The following is a 16,201-nucleotide window of genomic DNA, read 5'->3' on the forward strand; positions in this document are numbered from 1 at the left end:
TTGCAGGCTTATTACTTAGTGAAGCTTAAAAAGATTTACTCAAAGCGCATTTCTAGCTCTAAGCACTATTTTTATTTATTTAATGACGTAAGGAAGATTTTTAATTTTCTGCTCGTCTGGCGTGATAAACAATGTTTTTTGATGATCGTATATAACAAAGCCCGGCTTTGCTCCGCTAGGCTTTTTCACATGACGGATTAATGTGTAATCAACTGGTACCATGCTGGACGATTTAGCCTGTGAGTAATAGGCAGCTAGCATTGCTGCTTCCTCTAACGTTGCATCGCCAAATTGTGTGCTGCGAATGACAACATGAGAGCCGGGTATATCTTTGGTATGCAGCCAAGTGTCGTTATTGCTTGCTAAACGGTTTGTTAAGTATTCATTCTGCAAATTATTTTTTCCAACGAATATTTCAATTCCTTCAGACGAGGTATAGCATAGCAGAGAAGGTTTATTGCTTTTTTTACGCTTCATGCCTTTTTTCACTCTTTCGCGCAAATAACCACCCGCTACTAACTCCTCGCGAATTTCTTCAATATCGTTTAACGAAGCATATTCTAGCTGAGCAAGCAGTGTATTAAAATAGTTTAGCTCTTCGTTGCTTAGCTCCATTTGCTCCTTCACACTAATAAGCGAATTTTTAGACTTCGTATAACGTTTAAAGTATCGCTGAGCATTTTCTGACGGTGTTAACTGCGGGTCAAGCTGAACGGTTATAGTAGCTCCATTCTCATCGTAATAGTTGACTAGTTCAACCTGTTTATCTCCGCGGTTAATTTGATGCATATAAGCAGTGATTAATTCCCCGATAATGCGATACTGCTCAGCATCCTGTGCCTCCTGTAACGTAGCTTCAAGCTTCTTGAGCTTTTGCTCGTTTTTTGCAATTTCATTTGAAACAAAGCGAATCAGGTCACTTGCACGCTGTTTGATCGTATCTCGTTCAGCCTTATCGCCGTAAAACCCTTCAAGCATTTCACTTACTGAAGCAAATTGTTGAACTTCACCATCAATGTGAGTAAGGGCGACCACTGAGAAATAAGACTTATCATTATGCTTATCTGTAACGATCATCGGGCGATATTGTCCTTGTTGCAACGCAGTCATCATACTATGAAAGCTTTGCCATAAAGAATCTAAATCGTCAATTTCTAACGAGCCTCCCAGTTGCATTGGGCGCTCCGAGCTATCTAACCAGCTATCATAAACTCCTGTTAGTGCGCGATAAATACATTCGGTAGCAAGCAACGGGCTAAAGCCGCTGAAGCTGCTTACAAGCGTTTTGCTGTTGATAGTGGGTGCTTGGTCTGTCTCCTCTAGAAAATTATCTCTAGAAGGCTCTGTCTGCTCCTGACGGGCAGATTGTAAGTTAGAGCTGGTTTCAAAACCGTTTCCTGCTTTTTTGCTTTGCTTAGAAGTTTGCAAAGCTGCAATAAATTGCTCCTTATTCGTAATCGACAATGGATCGATCTTATGCTGCTCTGGCGGAGCTGTATATTGACTGCCAGGCATAATGATCCGATAGCTGCTTAACGCAGGCGTCACATGATGAATCCCGTCATGAATCGTATTAGTTGCAGGATCAACTAAAATAATGTTGGAATGTCGTCCCATAATTTCAATAATGATGCGTTTGAGCGACGTATCACCGACTTCATCACGATGACGAATATCGATATGGATAATTCGTTCACGTCCAACTTGATGAATTGCCTCAATAACTCCACCCTCGCAATATTTTCGCATTAACATACAAAACATTGGCGCTTCAAGCGGGTTTACGAAGCTTGCTTGTGTAAAATGAACTCGCGGATAAGTTGGGTTTGCAGAAAGCAGAAGCTTTCCATTAACTTGATTTCCTCGAATACTAAAAACTAGCTCTGAGTTAGTTGGTTGATGAATTTTATGTATACGTGCACCGATGCAGCGTTGCAGCTCATCGACTAATCCTTTAATTACAATTCCGTCTAAAGACATACTGTATTCCTCTTTTCATGGATTCATATTTATTATCATGCCATATCTTCGGCAAAAACTTAATAGCTTTAGGGATATTTTATTGTTTGTCCGAATACATTTACGGTAATAGAGGTTGTCTAGCAAGTTGGACAAATACAGGAGGGAAGCTGAGAATGAGTCAAATGATGTGGCATCAATTGAACAAAGAAGAGCTCTTGCAAACCGTCAACAGCTCTGAACAAAAGGGACTAAGCATAGAAGCCGTTAATGAACGGTTAGAGAAGCATGGCTGGAATGAGCTCGCCCAGAGCCAAAAGCTGTCGCCTATTACGTTATTTTTAAACCAATTTAAGGATTTTATGGTTCTTGTGCTGATGGGGGCGACATTAATTTCTGGACTTCTAGGAGAGTACTTAGATGCGATTACTATTTTAGCTATTTTAATTCTTAACGCAATTCTCGGATTTATTCAGGAATTTCGAGCAGAGCGCTCCTTGAATGCACTAAAAGAGCTTTCTGCGCCAACGGCTAAAGTGCTGCGTGACGGGAAGACGTACACGGTACCAGCGAAAGAGATCGTCATTGGCGACATTGTGTTAGTTGAAAGTGGAGATCGGGTTCCTGCCGATATACGCTTTCTCGAAGCAAACAACTGCTATATTGAGGAATCTGCCTTAACTGGAGAATCAATTCCTGTATCTAAACATGCAGCACCAATCTCAGATGAGGAATTGCCACTAGGCGACCAACGTAATCTTGGCTTTATGGGCACACTTGTAACAAGAGGAACTGCAAAAGGTGTCGTTATTCGTACTGGAATGGCAACAGAAATGGGGAATATTGCAAATTTAATCCAAGCAACAGAAGAAATGCAAACCCCATTGCAGCATCGGTTAGAGCAGCTCGGTAAAATTTTAATAGCGGTAGCTATCGCACTTACCATTATGGTTATTATTGCGGGAATTATGCATGGTCAACCTGCTTACGGCATGTTTTTAGCTGGAGTCAGCTTGGCGGTAGCCGCAATTCCTGAAGGGTTGCCAGCAATTGTTACAGTTGCCCTCGCATTAGGAGTGCAACGTATGATTAAGCGCAAAGCTATCGTTCGAAAGCTGCCTTCCGTCGAAACATTAGGCTGTGCCTCGGTTATTTGCTCAGATAAAACGGGTACTTTAACACAAAATAAAATGACCGTCACCACATTATGGCTTAGTGATCGCACCATTAACATAACAGGAGAAGGTTATGAGCCAGTCGGCAAGGCGCTTGAAAATAATCGCGAGGTTGATGTACGGCATGATGGAGCGCTCAAACGTCTTTTGCAAATTAGTGCGCTTTGTAATAATGCGAAGCTAGTAAAGCAGGAAGCGAGCAAACAACGAGGTAAAGCCACAGCCGCTCAAGAGGAATGGGTGCTTAATGGCGATCCAACCGAAGGAGCATTAGCTGTACTAGCTGCTAAGCTTGGCTCGCCAGCACGATTACTAGAGACACAATATAGTCGGATTAAGGAGTTTCCATTTGATTCAGAGCGTAAGCTGATGTCGGTCGTTTTGCAGCATCAGGGAGGACGGATAATCGCAACGAAGGGAGCTCCCGACGTGCTGCTTGATCAGTGCAGCCATATTTTATGGCAAGGAAAAGTGCTTAGTTTAACCCCTTCACTTAAAGCAAAAGCCCAGGTAGCTAATGAAAAAATGGCACAGAACGCATTGCGTGTACTGGCGGTTGCATATCGCGAGCTGGGGAGCTATGAAGAATGTGAAACGGCTGCTGACGCTGAACGAAATCTTATATTTGTCGGCTTAACTGGTATGATTGATCCGCCGCGCGCTGAGGTTAAGGAGGCAATTGCTACTTGTCGGGCAGCGGGAATTCGCACAGTGATGATTACAGGAGATCATCAACTGACAGCAGAAGCGATTGCATCGAGCTTAGGAATATTACCACGCGGCGGAGAAACGTTATCTGGCAAACAGCTTGACCAATTAACCGATGATGAGCTTGATGAACATGTAGAAAATGTATATGTTTACGCTCGTGTATCACCTGAGCATAAGCTGCGAATTGTTCGCTCTTTGCAGCGTAAAGGACATGTCGTTGCAATGACGGGAGATGGCGTAAATGATGCACCTGCGATTAAAGCGGCAGATATTGGGATCGCAATGGGGATCAACGGTACCGATGTATCAAAGGAAGCATCTTCCCTGATACTAAGTGATGATAACTTTTCAACAATAGTAGCAGCGATTGAAGAAGGAAGAGGCATCTATGAAAATATCCGCAAATTTATTCGCTATTTGCTAGCATCAAATGTTGGTGAAATCCTCGTTATGTTTTTAGCGATGATGGCAGGCTTGCCGCTTCCGCTAGTGCCGATTCAAATTTTATGGGTTAATCTTGTAACAGACGGCTTACCTGCTATGGCGCTTGGGGTAGACCAAGCAGAAAATGATTTAATGAAGCAAAAACCGCGTAAGGCAAAAGAAAATATATTTGCTCGCAGGCTTGGCTGGAAAATTATTAGCCGCGGTATATTAATAGGGGTTTGTACACTTGCAGCCTTCTGGCTCACACTGCTAGAGGGGGATTTAGTAAAGGCACAAACCGTCGCATTTGCCACGCTAGTTATGGCACAGCTTATTCATGTATTTGATTGTCGCAGCTCACGCTCGATCTTCCATCGAAATTTACTAGAAAATAAGTCATTAGTACTGGCAGTGCTATCTTCACTTATTTTAATGCTAGGAGTAATGTATGTCGAAACGCTTCAACCAATCTTTAATACGGTGGCACTTGGCTTCCGTGAGTGGTGCTTAGTTATCGTCATGGCAGCTTTCCCAACGATCTTTTTTGGGATTGGCAGTGTACTTAGCGGCAGAAAGCCTAAAAGAAGCAAGAAATTGCATTCTGCAGCAAGAGCTGCCTAACTGATAATTAGTGCAAATAATCATTCACATCTTGAATGGTGCTTCTCCTCGCCTTTTATTATGCTTATCTACACAAGATATCTGATAGGCGAGGAGAGATTTAGCATGGAATTCACAAAAATGCACGGTCTAGGAAATGACTTTATTATCGTATATGGAGAGCAGCAATTGCCTGCCAATGCTTCAGAGCTTGCGCTGAAATTATGCAATCGTTACTTTGGTATCGGAGCGGACGGGCTAGTATATATTTTGCCTTCTGAGCAAGCAGATTTCCGTATGAGAATCATTAATTCTGATGGTACGGAAGCAGAACAATGCGGTAACGCGATTCGTTGTGTTTCGAAATATGTTTACGATAACGGCTATATTGATCGTGATGAAATTACGATTGAAACTTTAGGTGCTGGTATACAAAAAGTGCAACTAACTGTTGTTAACAATAAAGTAGAAAAAGTACGTGTGGATATGGGCGAACCAATTTTGAATGGTTTACAAGTGCCTACAACGATTGATGCTGCACAAGTTGTTGAGCATCCAATTGAAGTAGCTGGACAAAAATATAACTTTACCGCAGTTTCTATGGGTAATCCACATTGTGTAATTCCAGTTGAGGATGCAGCTAACTTTGACTATTCTGTTATAGGACCGCTATTAGAAAAACATGAGCTCTTTCCAAAAAAAATTAATGTAGAATTTGTCACCGTATATAATCGTAATCATGTAGAAATGAGAGTGTGGGAACGCGGTGCAGGACCAACGCTGGCTTGCGGTACCGGAGCATGCGCTACACTGGTCGCTTCTGTTCTTCGCGGTGTAACTGATCGTGAAGCAACGATCTCTTTGCAGGGAGGAGATCTTTACATTGAGTGGAATTCAAGCGATAATCATGTATATATGACAGGACCTGCAGAAGAGGTGTTTCGCGGCAGGTTCGAGTAGAGTGATATAGGTGGCGTGGAAAGAATGGAATTAAATCTTAGGGATGCGCTTAAAGAGCGTATCTTAATTGGTGACGGAGCGATGGGAACCTTTTTATTCACTAAGGGGTTCCCTATTGGTGTTCCATATGAACAACTTGTCATTTCCAAGCCTGAAGCCGTGCTCGAAGTGCATCAACAATATGTGGCAGCAGGTGCACAGGTTATTCAAACAAATACATACCAAGCGAATGCAGTGAAATTTGCACGTTATGGGATCGAAGATCAAGTAGAAGCAATTAACGCTGCTGCTGTTCGCTTGGCACGTAAGGCTGCAGGCAATCAAGCTTATGTCGTTGGGACAGTAGGCTCTGTGCGTGATGGTAAGCGTGGCAATGTAAGAACATTAGCTTTAACCGATGCATTGCATCGCCAAATTCATGCGCTGTTAAATGAAAATGTTGATGGATTGTTGTTTGAAACTTTCTATGACCTTGACGAAATGAAGCTTGCTCTACGTATTGCACGTGAGGAAAGCAATGTTCCGATCATCTGTCAATTTGCTGCTGAAGACTCTGGCAGAACTGTAGATGGTTATGCTTTAGAGGAAGCGTTTAATCGCTTGCTAGATAGCGGGGCAGATATTGTTGGCTTTAACTGCCGTTCAGGTCCGAATGGTATTCTTAAGTTAATCGACGGCATTGGAGCACATAAGCTACCGTATTCAGTTTATCCAAATGCCGGTGCAGCAAGCTTTATTGATGGCAGATATGAATACTCCGCTGGCCCAGACTATTTTGCTGATATGGCACAAAAGTTTGCTGATCGCGGGGCTCATCTTATCGGCGGCTGCTGCGGTACAACCCCGGAGCATATTGCAGCAATAGCAGATGCATTGCGCGATTATACTCCGAAAACTGTCGTGGAAACTCAAGCTGCGCCAAAGCAAGAGAGAATCGTCGTTCAGGAGTCTAAGGATAATTCAGATTTACCAGCATGGAGCAAGGCGCGCAGACAGGCTCCTAGCTTAGTAGAACAAGTAAAAAAGCGTCATACCGTAATTGTTGAGCTAGATCCGCCGCGCGATTTAGATATTTCTAAATTTATGGAAGGTGCTCAGGCTTTAAAGGATTGCGGCGCAGACGCAGTGACAATGGCCGATAATTCGCTAGCCGTAACGCGTATGAGCAATCTAGCACTTGCTGCGCTTGTTAAGGAGCACATTGGACTGACTCCACTTATTCATATTGCTTGTCGTGACCGCAATTTAATTGGTACACAATCTCATTTAATGGGACTGGATGCTCTTGGAATTAATCATGTGCTAGCAGTAACGGGAGACCCTGCGAGATTTGGTGATTTGCCTGATTCCAGCTCCGTCTTTGATTTAACTTCCTTTGAGTTAATTCGAATGACAAAGCAATTGAATGAGGGAATTGCTTTTTCTGGTAAACCATTAAAACAAAAAGCTAACTTTATAGTCGGCGGTGCGTTTAATCCTAATGTGAAGCACTTAGATAAAGCCGCACAGCGTTTAGAGCGAAAAATTTCTGCTGGTGTTGACTTTATTATGACTCAGCCGGTATACGATGCTGGATTAATAGAACGAATTGCTGAAGTAACAAAGCATCTTTCTGTACCGATATTCCTTGGTATTATGCCGCTTGCCAGCGGACGTAATGCTGAATATTTGCATAATGAAGTGCCAGGCATCCAGCTATCTGATGAGGTTCGCGCTCGTATGGCTGGGCTTGAAGGAGAAGCAGGCAGAGCTGAAGGTGTAAAAATCGCAAAAGAATTAATTGATTGTGCAATAAAGCATTTTAATGGAATCTACATTATGACGCCGTTTCTTCATTATCGAATGGCAGTAGAATTAACACAATATGTTCATAAGAAAACTGAAGAAATTTCACGATAAAGCTTGTTCTGATGACAAAAATCAATTAAAATGGAATTCATGCTATCAAAATAGCTGTATGTGAATAAATATTTTCGTCAACACTAGCTTATAAGTATTGTTATAATAGTTATTGCTAATGGTGTGGAGCATTTGTATCCAAAATGATGAATTAGGGTGCATGCGGAGGGGGATCTGGCTTGGCAATTAAGCTTATTAATATTGGATTCGGAAATATCGTCTCAGCGAATCGGATTATTTCTATTGTGAGTCCTGAGTCGGCTCCAATTAAGCGCATTATTCAAGAGGCACGAGATCGTCATATGCTGATTGATGCTACCTATGGTCGTCGGACACGTGCAGTCATTATTACAGATAGCGATCATGTTATTTTATCTGCTGTGCAGCCAGAAACCGTTGCACACCGCTTATCTACTAAAGACGATGATAATGATGAATAATACGAGGAGTTTAGAATAATGGGATTGTTAATTGTTTTGTCTGGTCCAGCGGGAGTAGGAAAAGGTACCGTATGCACTGCATTGCGTAAACGTATGCCTGAACTTGTATACTCTGTATCTGCTACGACTAGACAGCCGCGACCAGGCGAAATTGATGGAGTAAATTACTTTTTCAAAACAAAAGAAGAGTTTCTGCGATTAATCGAAAAGGATGAAATGCTGGAATATGCTGAATATGTCGGCAATTATTACGGAACTCCGCGCAGCTTTGTTGAGGAGACGCTTGCTGCTGGAAAAAATGTCATTCTTGAAATCGAAGTGCAGGGCGCTGTAAAAGTAAAGGAAAAGTTTCCAGAGGCAGTGATGATATTTTTGCTTCCACCGTCATTTGATGAGCTGAAAGCAAGAATTACAGGTCGTGGCACTGAGTCAATGGATACGATTAATACTCGTATGAATGTGGCTGCGCAAGAAATGAGCTTGTTAAGTCACTATGACTATGCGGTTATGAATGATGAGATAGAAAAAGCCTGCGACAAAATACGTAGTATTATTTTGGCAGAAAATTGTCGTATCGAACGTCTACCTGCCCATATTTTACATATGGCTTCTGCCGCAGAGAAAGCTTAAGTAAGGAGGATGCTTTTTATGTTGTATCCATCGATTGATGAATTAATGAAAAAAGTTGACAGCAAATATACATTAGTAGTTGCTGCTTCTAAACGTGCAAGAATGCTTCGTAATGGAGCGAAAACTGAACTTACTAATCCTCGTTCTCACAAATCTGTAGGTTTTGCCCTAGAGGAAATTTACCACGATTTTATTAAGGTCGAATATGTTCCTGGTAAAGAGAAGGACGAGCAAAAAGACGAGCGTCAGCAAGATAAAGTTAATTAATGCGATTATCTTTGCATAAAAAAAGCGCACAGCTTAGCCTGAGCTGCAAACCAATTGCTAAAATTAGTTAGCAATTGGTGATGCGGTAACTTAGCTGTGCGTTTTTTTATTTGTAATGAAAAAGTAATGTCCAGTCTTATGAATTCATTTACTTTTTGGGGGGAAAAAAGAAAATAAATAGTCAGTTTCTCCATTTTTATAGAATAAAAGTATCTAATCCTGTATGATTAAAGATAACCCATATCAGTTATTTCAGCAAAATAAAAAAGAGTGGAGGAGTGGGGAAAATTGAAAAATGAAAAAATAAGCAATAAAACGACGTTATTGCTTATACTATTTGTTATAGCATCTCTGGAGTTTTTATCTAATATGTCCTTTGTCTTTACTAGAATTGTTAGTGATCAATTGCTTATTCAAAATGTAGAATTCACCTTTTTGTGGATTCTGTTTGAAACTGACAAGTCCACTCTAAAAGTATTTAATTCTTTAGCAGTTATTTGCTTATTGACCGCTGTAGACTTTATGCTCCGCTTTTTATTCGAAAAGGAATGGAAGCGATTTAAAAGTTAATATTGCGTGTTGAGCTAAATAATGTGTTTATAAAAAATGTATAAAAAGCAGAAAGGTGAAATCCGCACACGGATTTCACCTTTCTGTTACGCGATAAGTTTGATTTGTCCCTTTGTTAAAATTTAAAGCGACTAGCTTGACGTTGTAATTCTTCAGCAAGCTGGGTTAAGTTATGCACTGAAGAAAGCATTTCCTCCATCGCTTTAAGTTGCTCCTCCGAAGCTATAGAACTTTCAGTGGATAAGTGGAGTCCTTCCTCAGATATTTTATATACATGTTCAATTTCCTCTGCAATATGTTTGCTAGAATCTTTTATTTCATCAACAGAAGCCGTTACCTCTTTTACTTGACGGGTTACGTTATTGATCGCTGTCTCAATATCTGTAAAAGCATGTTTTGCTTCATTCGTGCTTGTTAAGCCAGTTGCAATGAGCTGATTTTCCAATTCCATAAATGTAACCGCTTCTTGAATTCCTTTTTCGATTAACGTAATCATATCTATTACCTGTTCTGCAGAGCTGCGAGAATCCTCCGCCAGTTTATGAATCTCATTAGCAACAACCGCAAAGCCTTTGCCCTGTTCTCCCGCACGTGCTGCTTCAATAGAGGCATTTAAAGCTAGTAAATTCGTTTGCTGTGCTATCGTTGTAATCATTGACACAACCTCACTAATGTTACGAGAGTGTTGTGCCAGCGTACGGATGACTCTTGTTGTATTTTCTGTCGTTGCGCTAATATCATTCATTTGTGTAACAACATGATCCATTAAGGTGACAGCTGTATCTGTTGCTTTTGTCGAGTGGATAGTATCTTCTAACATCTGTTTACTAGATTGTGAAATTTGTTCGACCTCATTTACGATTTGCTCAATTTTACTGGACGTTTCTTTAAATGATTCAAGTTGTTTTTGAGCCCCTACAGTGCTTTGACGAGCATATTCTACGACACGTCCAGCAGTAGATTTACTTTGTTCTGAGGAAGCAGCTAATTCCTCTGTAGAAGCTGCTAAATAGTCACTTGATTGTGAAACTTTAGCTAACATTTCGCCTAAATCCTGTTTCATGACATTCATTGAATTGACCATATCCCCGATTTCATCACGGTTGCTTACGTGAATCGATTCGATTGAAAAATCTCCATTTGCCAAACGTTCCATTGTTTTTGAAACTTTTACTACTGGTTTAGAGATTAAACGGCTAATAATGATACTAATCGCTATACTCATAACAATGGCGATTATGGATGCCCAGCCAAGTAATGTATTAATGTCTTTCGTCTTTTGCGCAGTTTCAATTTTATCTTGTCCCATAATATTAGAGGCAGTAGCTAAAATAAGACTGATTTGCTCGTTGTAAGATTGCTCGACTTCAATTAACTTCTCAGAATGCAGTAAATCTAAGGCTGCACTTTCATTGGAGAGAGCTAGTTCCTTAATTTGATCAAGCAGAGCATAATAGCTTTCGTAAGTGCTTTTAAGATCGTCGATTTGTTTTTTGGCACTTTCATTTGGAGCTGTTACTTTAAACTTTTCAAACGCTTGATTATATTCATTCAATGAATTTTCATATTCTTGTATGTATTTTTCATTTTTAGTGAGAAGAAGTCCTAAAACGGCTTTTTCTTGAACAATCGCTTCAGTTTTTAGATGATTAACATTCTCAACAACGTTTTCACGCCTTACGAGCAAATTGCTATATGAATCATCGACAATATTCACTTGCTTCATTGAAATGAATGAGACTGCTGTAAATAAAATTAGTACTGCGGTAAATCCAAGAATGATCTTTGCAGAAATTTTTAACTTCCATTTACTGTTCTTCATGATGTCATTAACAACCTCCGAAATTTAACTTCAATAATGTAAGCAACTTTTATAGTATAAATCTTTTATTGTTTATTTTTGTTCACAAATATATTTTATAATTTGGAATTTAATTCCTAATTAAAAAATACAGTATTTGTTTGTCGGTTTGCTCACTATAAGTGATTGGCTGACAAATTGGGCAGCATTTTTTTTGGTAATGAATGACTGCAAAGGTGAGTAAAATTAATTAAAATAATTTGCACAAAAAGAAGGTTAATTTATACTTTCTGTCGAACTTTTATCAAGTCAATCAAATGTGTTATGATAGTCATACAAATTTAAAAAGTGCTATAAATCCAAGCTTGTAGCAATGTTCACTATTATTTCTCTAGGAGGGATTATGATGGAAAACTTGAATTATCCAATCGGAAGATTTGTGTTTGAAGGCATGACTGCATCACAAAAAGACGAATGGATTCAACAATTACAGGAATATCCGAGCAAGCTGAAATCACTTGTTGAAGGCTTAACGGAGGAACAACTAGATACGCCTTTTCGTGCAGGAAGCTGGACGATTCGTCAGGTTGTACATCATGTTGCAGATTTTTCGATTAACGCGTTAATCCGCTTTAAGCTTGCGTTAACAGAAAATAACCCAACAATTAAACCTTTCCGCGAGGATGAATGGGCGTTGTTAAGTGATTCTACTAAAATGCCAATCAATGCAAGCTTATCTATTATTGAAGGAACATACTCTAGAATGGCGGCTTTGCTACGTTCAATGAGCATGGCTGATTTTGAGCGAGAGTTTTATCATCCAGAAAAGGTTACTCAAATGTCATTAAAGCATTTTCTAAGCTTTACTCGCTGGCATTGCTATCATCATATGGCGCATATCCAAGGGGCAAAACAAAGAAACAATTGGTAAAGATGAAACTAAGTTGACGAGATAGATATTTTCTGAGTAAATTAATAAAGCTATGGTTGTTCAAGTTTTTACGATAGACAGATGGTTAGGAGATGACACAGTGCTAAAGGGGAAAACGATTTTACTTGGCATAAGCGGGGGAATTGCTGCATATAAGGCAGCGACGATCTGCAGTAGATTAGTGGGGCTTGGAGCAGAGGTTCATGTCATTATGACGAAGTCGGCGACGCAGTTTATTACGCCGTTAACTTTACAGACCTTATCGAAAAATAGGGTGCATATTGATACATTTCAAGAGCTAGATCCTCAAGTTGTGACGCATATTGATTTAGCTGACCGTGCTGATCTCATCTTGCTTGCCCCTGCTACTGCCAATATTATCGCTAAGCTGGCACATGGTATTGCTGATGATATGTTGAGTACGACGTTGCTGGCTGCCACTAGTCCGCTTGTCATTGCTCCAGCCATGAACGTTCATATGTATGAACATCCAGCTGTTCAGCATAATATGGAGCTGCTTGCACAGCGTGGGGCGTACTTTATTGATCCAGGCACGGGACAACTTGCATGCGGATATGTTGCGAAAGGTCGGCTTGCCGAGCCTGAGGATATTGTTCTAGCGGTGCAGCAATGGCTAACAAAGCCGCAAATTTTAAGCGGGAAAAAGGTATTAGTAACAGCAGGCGGTACGATTGAACGACTTGATCCAGTTCGTTATTTTACAAATGATTCTTCAGGTAAAATGGGTTATGCAATAGCCGAAGCTGCTCGTGAGATGGGGGCAGAGGTAACAGTGGTTGCAGGAAGAACAAGTGTAAGTCCGCCGCAGGGTGTAAAGCTTATTCGTGTTGAGTCTGCGGATCAAATGTTGCACGCTGTGCTAGCAGAATATGAGCAGAGTGATATAGTCATTAAAGCGGCAGCAGTGGCAGATTACCGTCCTAAACAGGTGCATTCGCAAAAGTTGAAAAAAGGAAATGCAGATCAGCTAGTGCTGGAGCTCGAAAAAACACCTGATATACTAGCAACTCTTGGACAACGTAAAACCCATCAGATATTAGTTGGCTTTGCTGCGGAGACGGATCAGGTTGAAGCCTATGCTTTAGATAAATTAAAACGGAAAAACTGCGATTTTCTTGTGGCAAATGATGTGTCACAAGAAGGGGCAGGCTTTAACTATGATACAAATGTGATTACGATATACAATAAAGCTGGAAATGCAGAACAGCTTCCATTAATGTCAAAGCGTGCTGCTGCAGAGCGGCTGCTGCAAATAATTGCTGCTGCACAGTAAGCTTGCAAGCTAAGGATGATGAATGTGATCGCAAATATTATTGTCGATGTGCCGAGCCGTCAGACGGATCGGCCTTTTGATTATTTGGTGCCTAAAAATTTGCAGCCTTGGATTGAAGTGGGCAGTCGTGTTGGCGTGCCTTTCGGTCCACGCGTTCTGCAAGGGGTAGTTATTGGTCTTTCGAGCGAGAGTGAATATGAATCAAGTAAATTAAAGCATGTAAAGGAGCTGCTTGATCCGCAGCCGCCGCTCCTGCCAGATTTAATAGAGCTTTCTGAGTGGGTAAGCGATAAATATTGCTGCTCTCGCATTGCTGCCTTACAGGTAATGCTGCCAACTGCGTTAAAAGGCAAAGAGGTCAAATATATTGCCCTGGATGAAGATGCAGATGCTAGTCTATTTGCAGATTGCTTATGGCTTGCTGCTTTGCGACAGGAGCATCAAGCGATCAAATTTGATAAGCTTATGGAAATGTTTCCTGATGAACATAAGACGATTAAGCAAGCTCTTCAGCAAGGCGTGCTCCAGCTGTCCAGCAAAGTAAAAGATCGCATGAGCATTAAAACTGTAAAAATGGTGTTCCCAATTGCAGATCTTGCAGAAGCAAATGAAAAGCTTGCTGCCAATAAGCAAGCTCGCAAGCAAGCAGAAGTTATGCATTATTTGCTTGCGAATCCTGAGCCTATTGCGCTGTCTCAATTAGTGGCAGAACTTCATACAAGCTCTAGTGTTATTCAAGGTTTAGCGAAAAAAGGCTTAGTCGAAATTAAAGATGTAGAGCAAAAACGAGATCCTTATCGCCATAGTGTGTTTAAAAAAAGTTCACCGCTAGCCTTAACGGAGTTACAGCGGCATGCCTATGAGCGAATTGTTAGCGAAATGGATCGACGTACCGGCCAAACGATGTTGCTGCATGGGGTGACGGGAAGCGGGAAAACAGAGGTTTACTTGCAAGCTATTGCTCATTGTCTTGAACAAGGCAGACAAGCGATTGTGCTTGTTCCTGAAATTTCTTTAACTCCGCAAATGGTTGAACGATTTAAATCAAGATTTGGCGACGCTGTAGCAGTGATGCACAGCCGCTTATCTGAAGGAGAACGCTATGACGAGTGGCGTAAAATTCGCAATGGACAAGCTGATGTTGTTGTAGGTGCTCGCTCTGCAATTTTTGCTCCGTTTGCCAGCATCGGCTTAATTATTATTGATGAGGAACATGAGTCCTCCTATAAGCAGGACGATACGCCTAAGTATCATGCACGTGATGTGGCTGTACGCCGTGCTAAGCAGCATGGGGCGGTTGTTATACTAGGTTCTGCCACTCCATCGTTAGAAACATATGTAGCGGCTAGTCGTGTGCCTAAGGGAGCTGCGGTTGCTCCGCTAATTTCAATGCCTGAACGAGTGGCTGGTCAGCATATGCCAACTGTACATATTGTTGATATGCGTCAAGAATTATCTAATGGCAATCGCTCGATGTTTAGCAGTGCCTTATATGAGGCATTAAAGCAACGCCTAGAGCGTCAAGAACAAACGGTGCTGTTGCTAAATCGCAGGGGGTATTCAACGTTTGTAATGTGTCGCTCTTGCGGATATACTGCAAGTTGTCCGCATTGTGATATTTCATTAACCTATCATCAAAAAAATCATGTGTTGCGCTGTCACTATTGCGGCTATACCGAGCAGGAGCCAAAAACTTGTCCAGAATGTCAATCTGAACATATTCGTTTTTTTGGCACAGGCACGCAAAAGGTAGAAGAAGAACTAGCAAAGCTATTTCCTGGGATTCGTGTCATCCGTATGGATGTGGATACAACAACGGAGAAAAATGCGCACGAAAAGCTGCTGCAAGCTTTTGGAGAGCGAAAGGCAGATGTTTTATTAGGAACCCAGATGGTTGCAAAAGGACTTGATTTCCCATATGTTACATTAGTAGGGGTAATTGCCGCAGATACAACGTTAAATTTGCCAGATTTTCGTTCTGCTGAGCGAACGTTTCAACTGCTTACTCAGGTGGCAGGACGCGCAGGACGTCACCATTTGCAGGGTGAAGTTTATGTTCAAACCTATAATCCTGAGCATTATGCAATTTTGGCGGCAGCAGAACATAATTATGAGCAATTCATTGCGCAAGAGCTTGAGCTAAGAATGAGTATGATGTATCCACCATATTGCCGTTTAATATGTATTACGATGTCCTCGGAACGTCTTGATCAGCTGGTGGATGTTAGTATGCGCTTTGTTAACGAGCTTAAAGAGATTGCGCAATTTGAAGGTGTTCTCGTACCGTTAAATAGTAGAATGATGCGAGCGATGGAAGTTTTAGGTCCAGTAGCTTCTCCGCTAGCAAGAATCAAAGATCGCTACCGTTATCAATGTGTGATAAAATATCGAGGTAGCATTGACGCTTCTGCTCTGGTTGAGCGTGCTATGGAGCCATTTGTTGCAGGTAAAAGCAATAAGCAGGTAACGTTTAGCGTTGATGTTGACCCACAAGTCATAGTATAAATCGATTATAGTGTTATACGAGCTTTATATGTT

11 protein-coding genes are annotated in these 16,201 nt (G+C 41.1%); 9 read left to right on the forward strand and 2 right to left on the reverse strand.

The window, feature by feature from the left end; all coding sequences use genetic code 11:
• Positions 1 to 75: 75 nt before the first annotated feature.
• Positions 76 to 1,980: an Rqc2 family fibronectin-binding protein gene (locus AC2TDL_RS17810; protein ID WP_484697387.1), complete on the reverse strand. Its 1,905-nt coding sequence runs from the start codon at positions 1,978 to 1,980 to the stop codon at positions 76 to 78.
• A 155-nt stretch (positions 1,981 to 2,135) separates the two neighbouring features.
• Between AC2TDL_RS17810 and AC2TDL_RS17815 the strand changes: the two genes are divergently transcribed.
• From AC2TDL_RS17815 to rpoZ, 6 genes are all read left to right on the forward strand, one after another.
• Entirely contained in the window at positions 2,136 to 4,892 is a 2,757-nt protein-coding gene (locus AC2TDL_RS17815) for a calcium-translocating P-type ATPase, SERCA-type (RefSeq protein WP_484697388.1), read from the forward strand.
• Between the two features lie 105 nt (positions 4,893 to 4,997).
• Positions 4,998 to 5,831, forward strand: a complete 834-nt coding sequence (gene dapF, locus AC2TDL_RS17820; protein WP_484697389.1) for a diaminopimelate epimerase — start codon at positions 4,998 to 5,000, stop codon at positions 5,829 to 5,831.
• Between the two features lie 24 nt (positions 5,832 to 5,855).
• On the forward strand, positions 5,856 to 7,730 hold the full coding sequence (locus tag AC2TDL_RS17825; RefSeq protein WP_484697390.1) for a bifunctional homocysteine S-methyltransferase/methylenetetrahydrofolate reductase: 1,875 nt from the start codon (positions 5,856 to 5,858) through the stop codon (positions 7,728 to 7,730).
• Positions 7,731 to 7,909: 179 nt separating this feature from the next.
• Positions 7,910 to 8,170: an extracellular matrix/biofilm regulator RemA gene (gene remA / locus AC2TDL_RS17830; RefSeq protein WP_005548256.1), complete on the forward strand. Its 261-nt coding sequence runs from the start codon at positions 7,910 to 7,912 to the stop codon at positions 8,168 to 8,170.
• An 18-nt stretch (positions 8,171 to 8,188) separates the two neighbouring features.
• Positions 8,189 to 8,800, forward strand: coding sequence for a guanylate kinase (gene gmk, locus AC2TDL_RS17835; RefSeq protein WP_484697391.1), 612 nt, complete (start codon positions 8,189 to 8,191; stop codon positions 8,798 to 8,800).
• Between the two features lie 18 nt (positions 8,801 to 8,818).
• Positions 8,819 to 9,067 carry a DNA-directed RNA polymerase subunit omega gene (gene rpoZ, locus AC2TDL_RS17840; protein WP_484697392.1) on the forward strand — a complete coding sequence of 83 codons (249 nt, stop codon included), beginning with the start codon at positions 8,819 to 8,821 and terminating at the stop codon, positions 9,065 to 9,067.
• A 685-nt stretch (positions 9,068 to 9,752) separates the two neighbouring features.
• On the opposite strand, the gene AC2TDL_RS17845 is transcribed toward rpoZ, so the two are convergent.
• Positions 9,753 to 11,459: a methyl-accepting chemotaxis protein gene (locus tag AC2TDL_RS17845; RefSeq protein WP_484697393.1), complete on the reverse strand. Its 1,707-nt coding sequence runs from the start codon at positions 11,457 to 11,459 to the stop codon at positions 9,753 to 9,755.
• Between the two features lie 382 nt (positions 11,460 to 11,841).
• On the opposite strand from AC2TDL_RS17845, the gene AC2TDL_RS17850 reads away from it, so the two are divergent.
• The 3 genes from AC2TDL_RS17850 (at position 11,842) to priA (ending at position 16,168) form a co-directional block, all read left to right on the forward strand.
• On the forward strand, positions 11,842 to 12,369 hold the full coding sequence (locus AC2TDL_RS17850; RefSeq protein ID WP_484697394.1) for a YfiT family bacillithiol transferase: 528 nt from the start codon (positions 11,842 to 11,844) through the stop codon (positions 12,367 to 12,369).
• Between the two features lie 100 nt (positions 12,370 to 12,469).
• Entirely contained in the window at positions 12,470 to 13,663 is a 1,194-nt protein-coding gene (gene coaBC / locus AC2TDL_RS17855; RefSeq protein ID WP_484697395.1) for a bifunctional phosphopantothenoylcysteine decarboxylase/phosphopantothenate--cysteine ligase CoaBC, read from the forward strand.
• 18 nt (positions 13,664 to 13,681) lie between these two features.
• Entirely contained in the window at positions 13,682 to 16,168 is a 2,487-nt protein-coding gene (gene priA / locus AC2TDL_RS17860) for a primosomal protein N' (RefSeq protein ID WP_484701275.1), read from the forward strand.
• The last annotated feature ends 33 nt before the right edge of the window (positions 16,169 to 16,201 follow it).

Source organism: Paenibacillus sp. plas6 (assembly GCF_057221655.1).

Bases quoted from the DNA above. Each gene is read 5' to 3' on its own strand.
- AC2TDL_RS17810 (WP_484697387.1), bottom strand. From the start codon at position 1,980: ATGTCTTTAGACGGAATTGTAATTAAAGGATTAGTCGATGAGCTGCAA.
- AC2TDL_RS17815 (WP_484697388.1), top strand. From the start codon at position 2,136: ATGAGTCAAATGATGTGGCATCAATTGAACAAAGAAGAGCTCTTGCAA.
- dapF (WP_484697389.1), top strand. From the start codon at position 4,998: ATGGAATTCACAAAAATGCACGGTCTAGGAAATGACTTTATTATCGTA.
- AC2TDL_RS17825 (WP_484697390.1), top strand. From the start codon at position 5,856: ATGGAATTAAATCTTAGGGATGCGCTTAAAGAGCGTATCTTAATTGGT.
- gmk (WP_484697391.1), top strand. From the start codon at position 8,189: ATGGGATTGTTAATTGTTTTGTCTGGTCCAGCGGGAGTAGGAAAAGGT.
- rpoZ (WP_484697392.1), top strand. From the start codon at position 8,819: ATGTTGTATCCATCGATTGATGAATTAATGAAAAAAGTTGACAGCAAA.
- AC2TDL_RS17845 (WP_484697393.1), bottom strand. From the start codon at position 11,459: ATGAAGAACAGTAAATGGAAGTTAAAAATTTCTGCAAAGATCATTCTT.
- AC2TDL_RS17850 (WP_484697394.1), top strand. From the start codon at position 11,842: ATGATGGAAAACTTGAATTATCCAATCGGAAGATTTGTGTTTGAAGGC.
- priA (WP_484701275.1), top strand. From the start codon at position 13,682: ATGAATGTGATCGCAAATATTATTGTCGATGTGCCGAGCCGTCAGACG.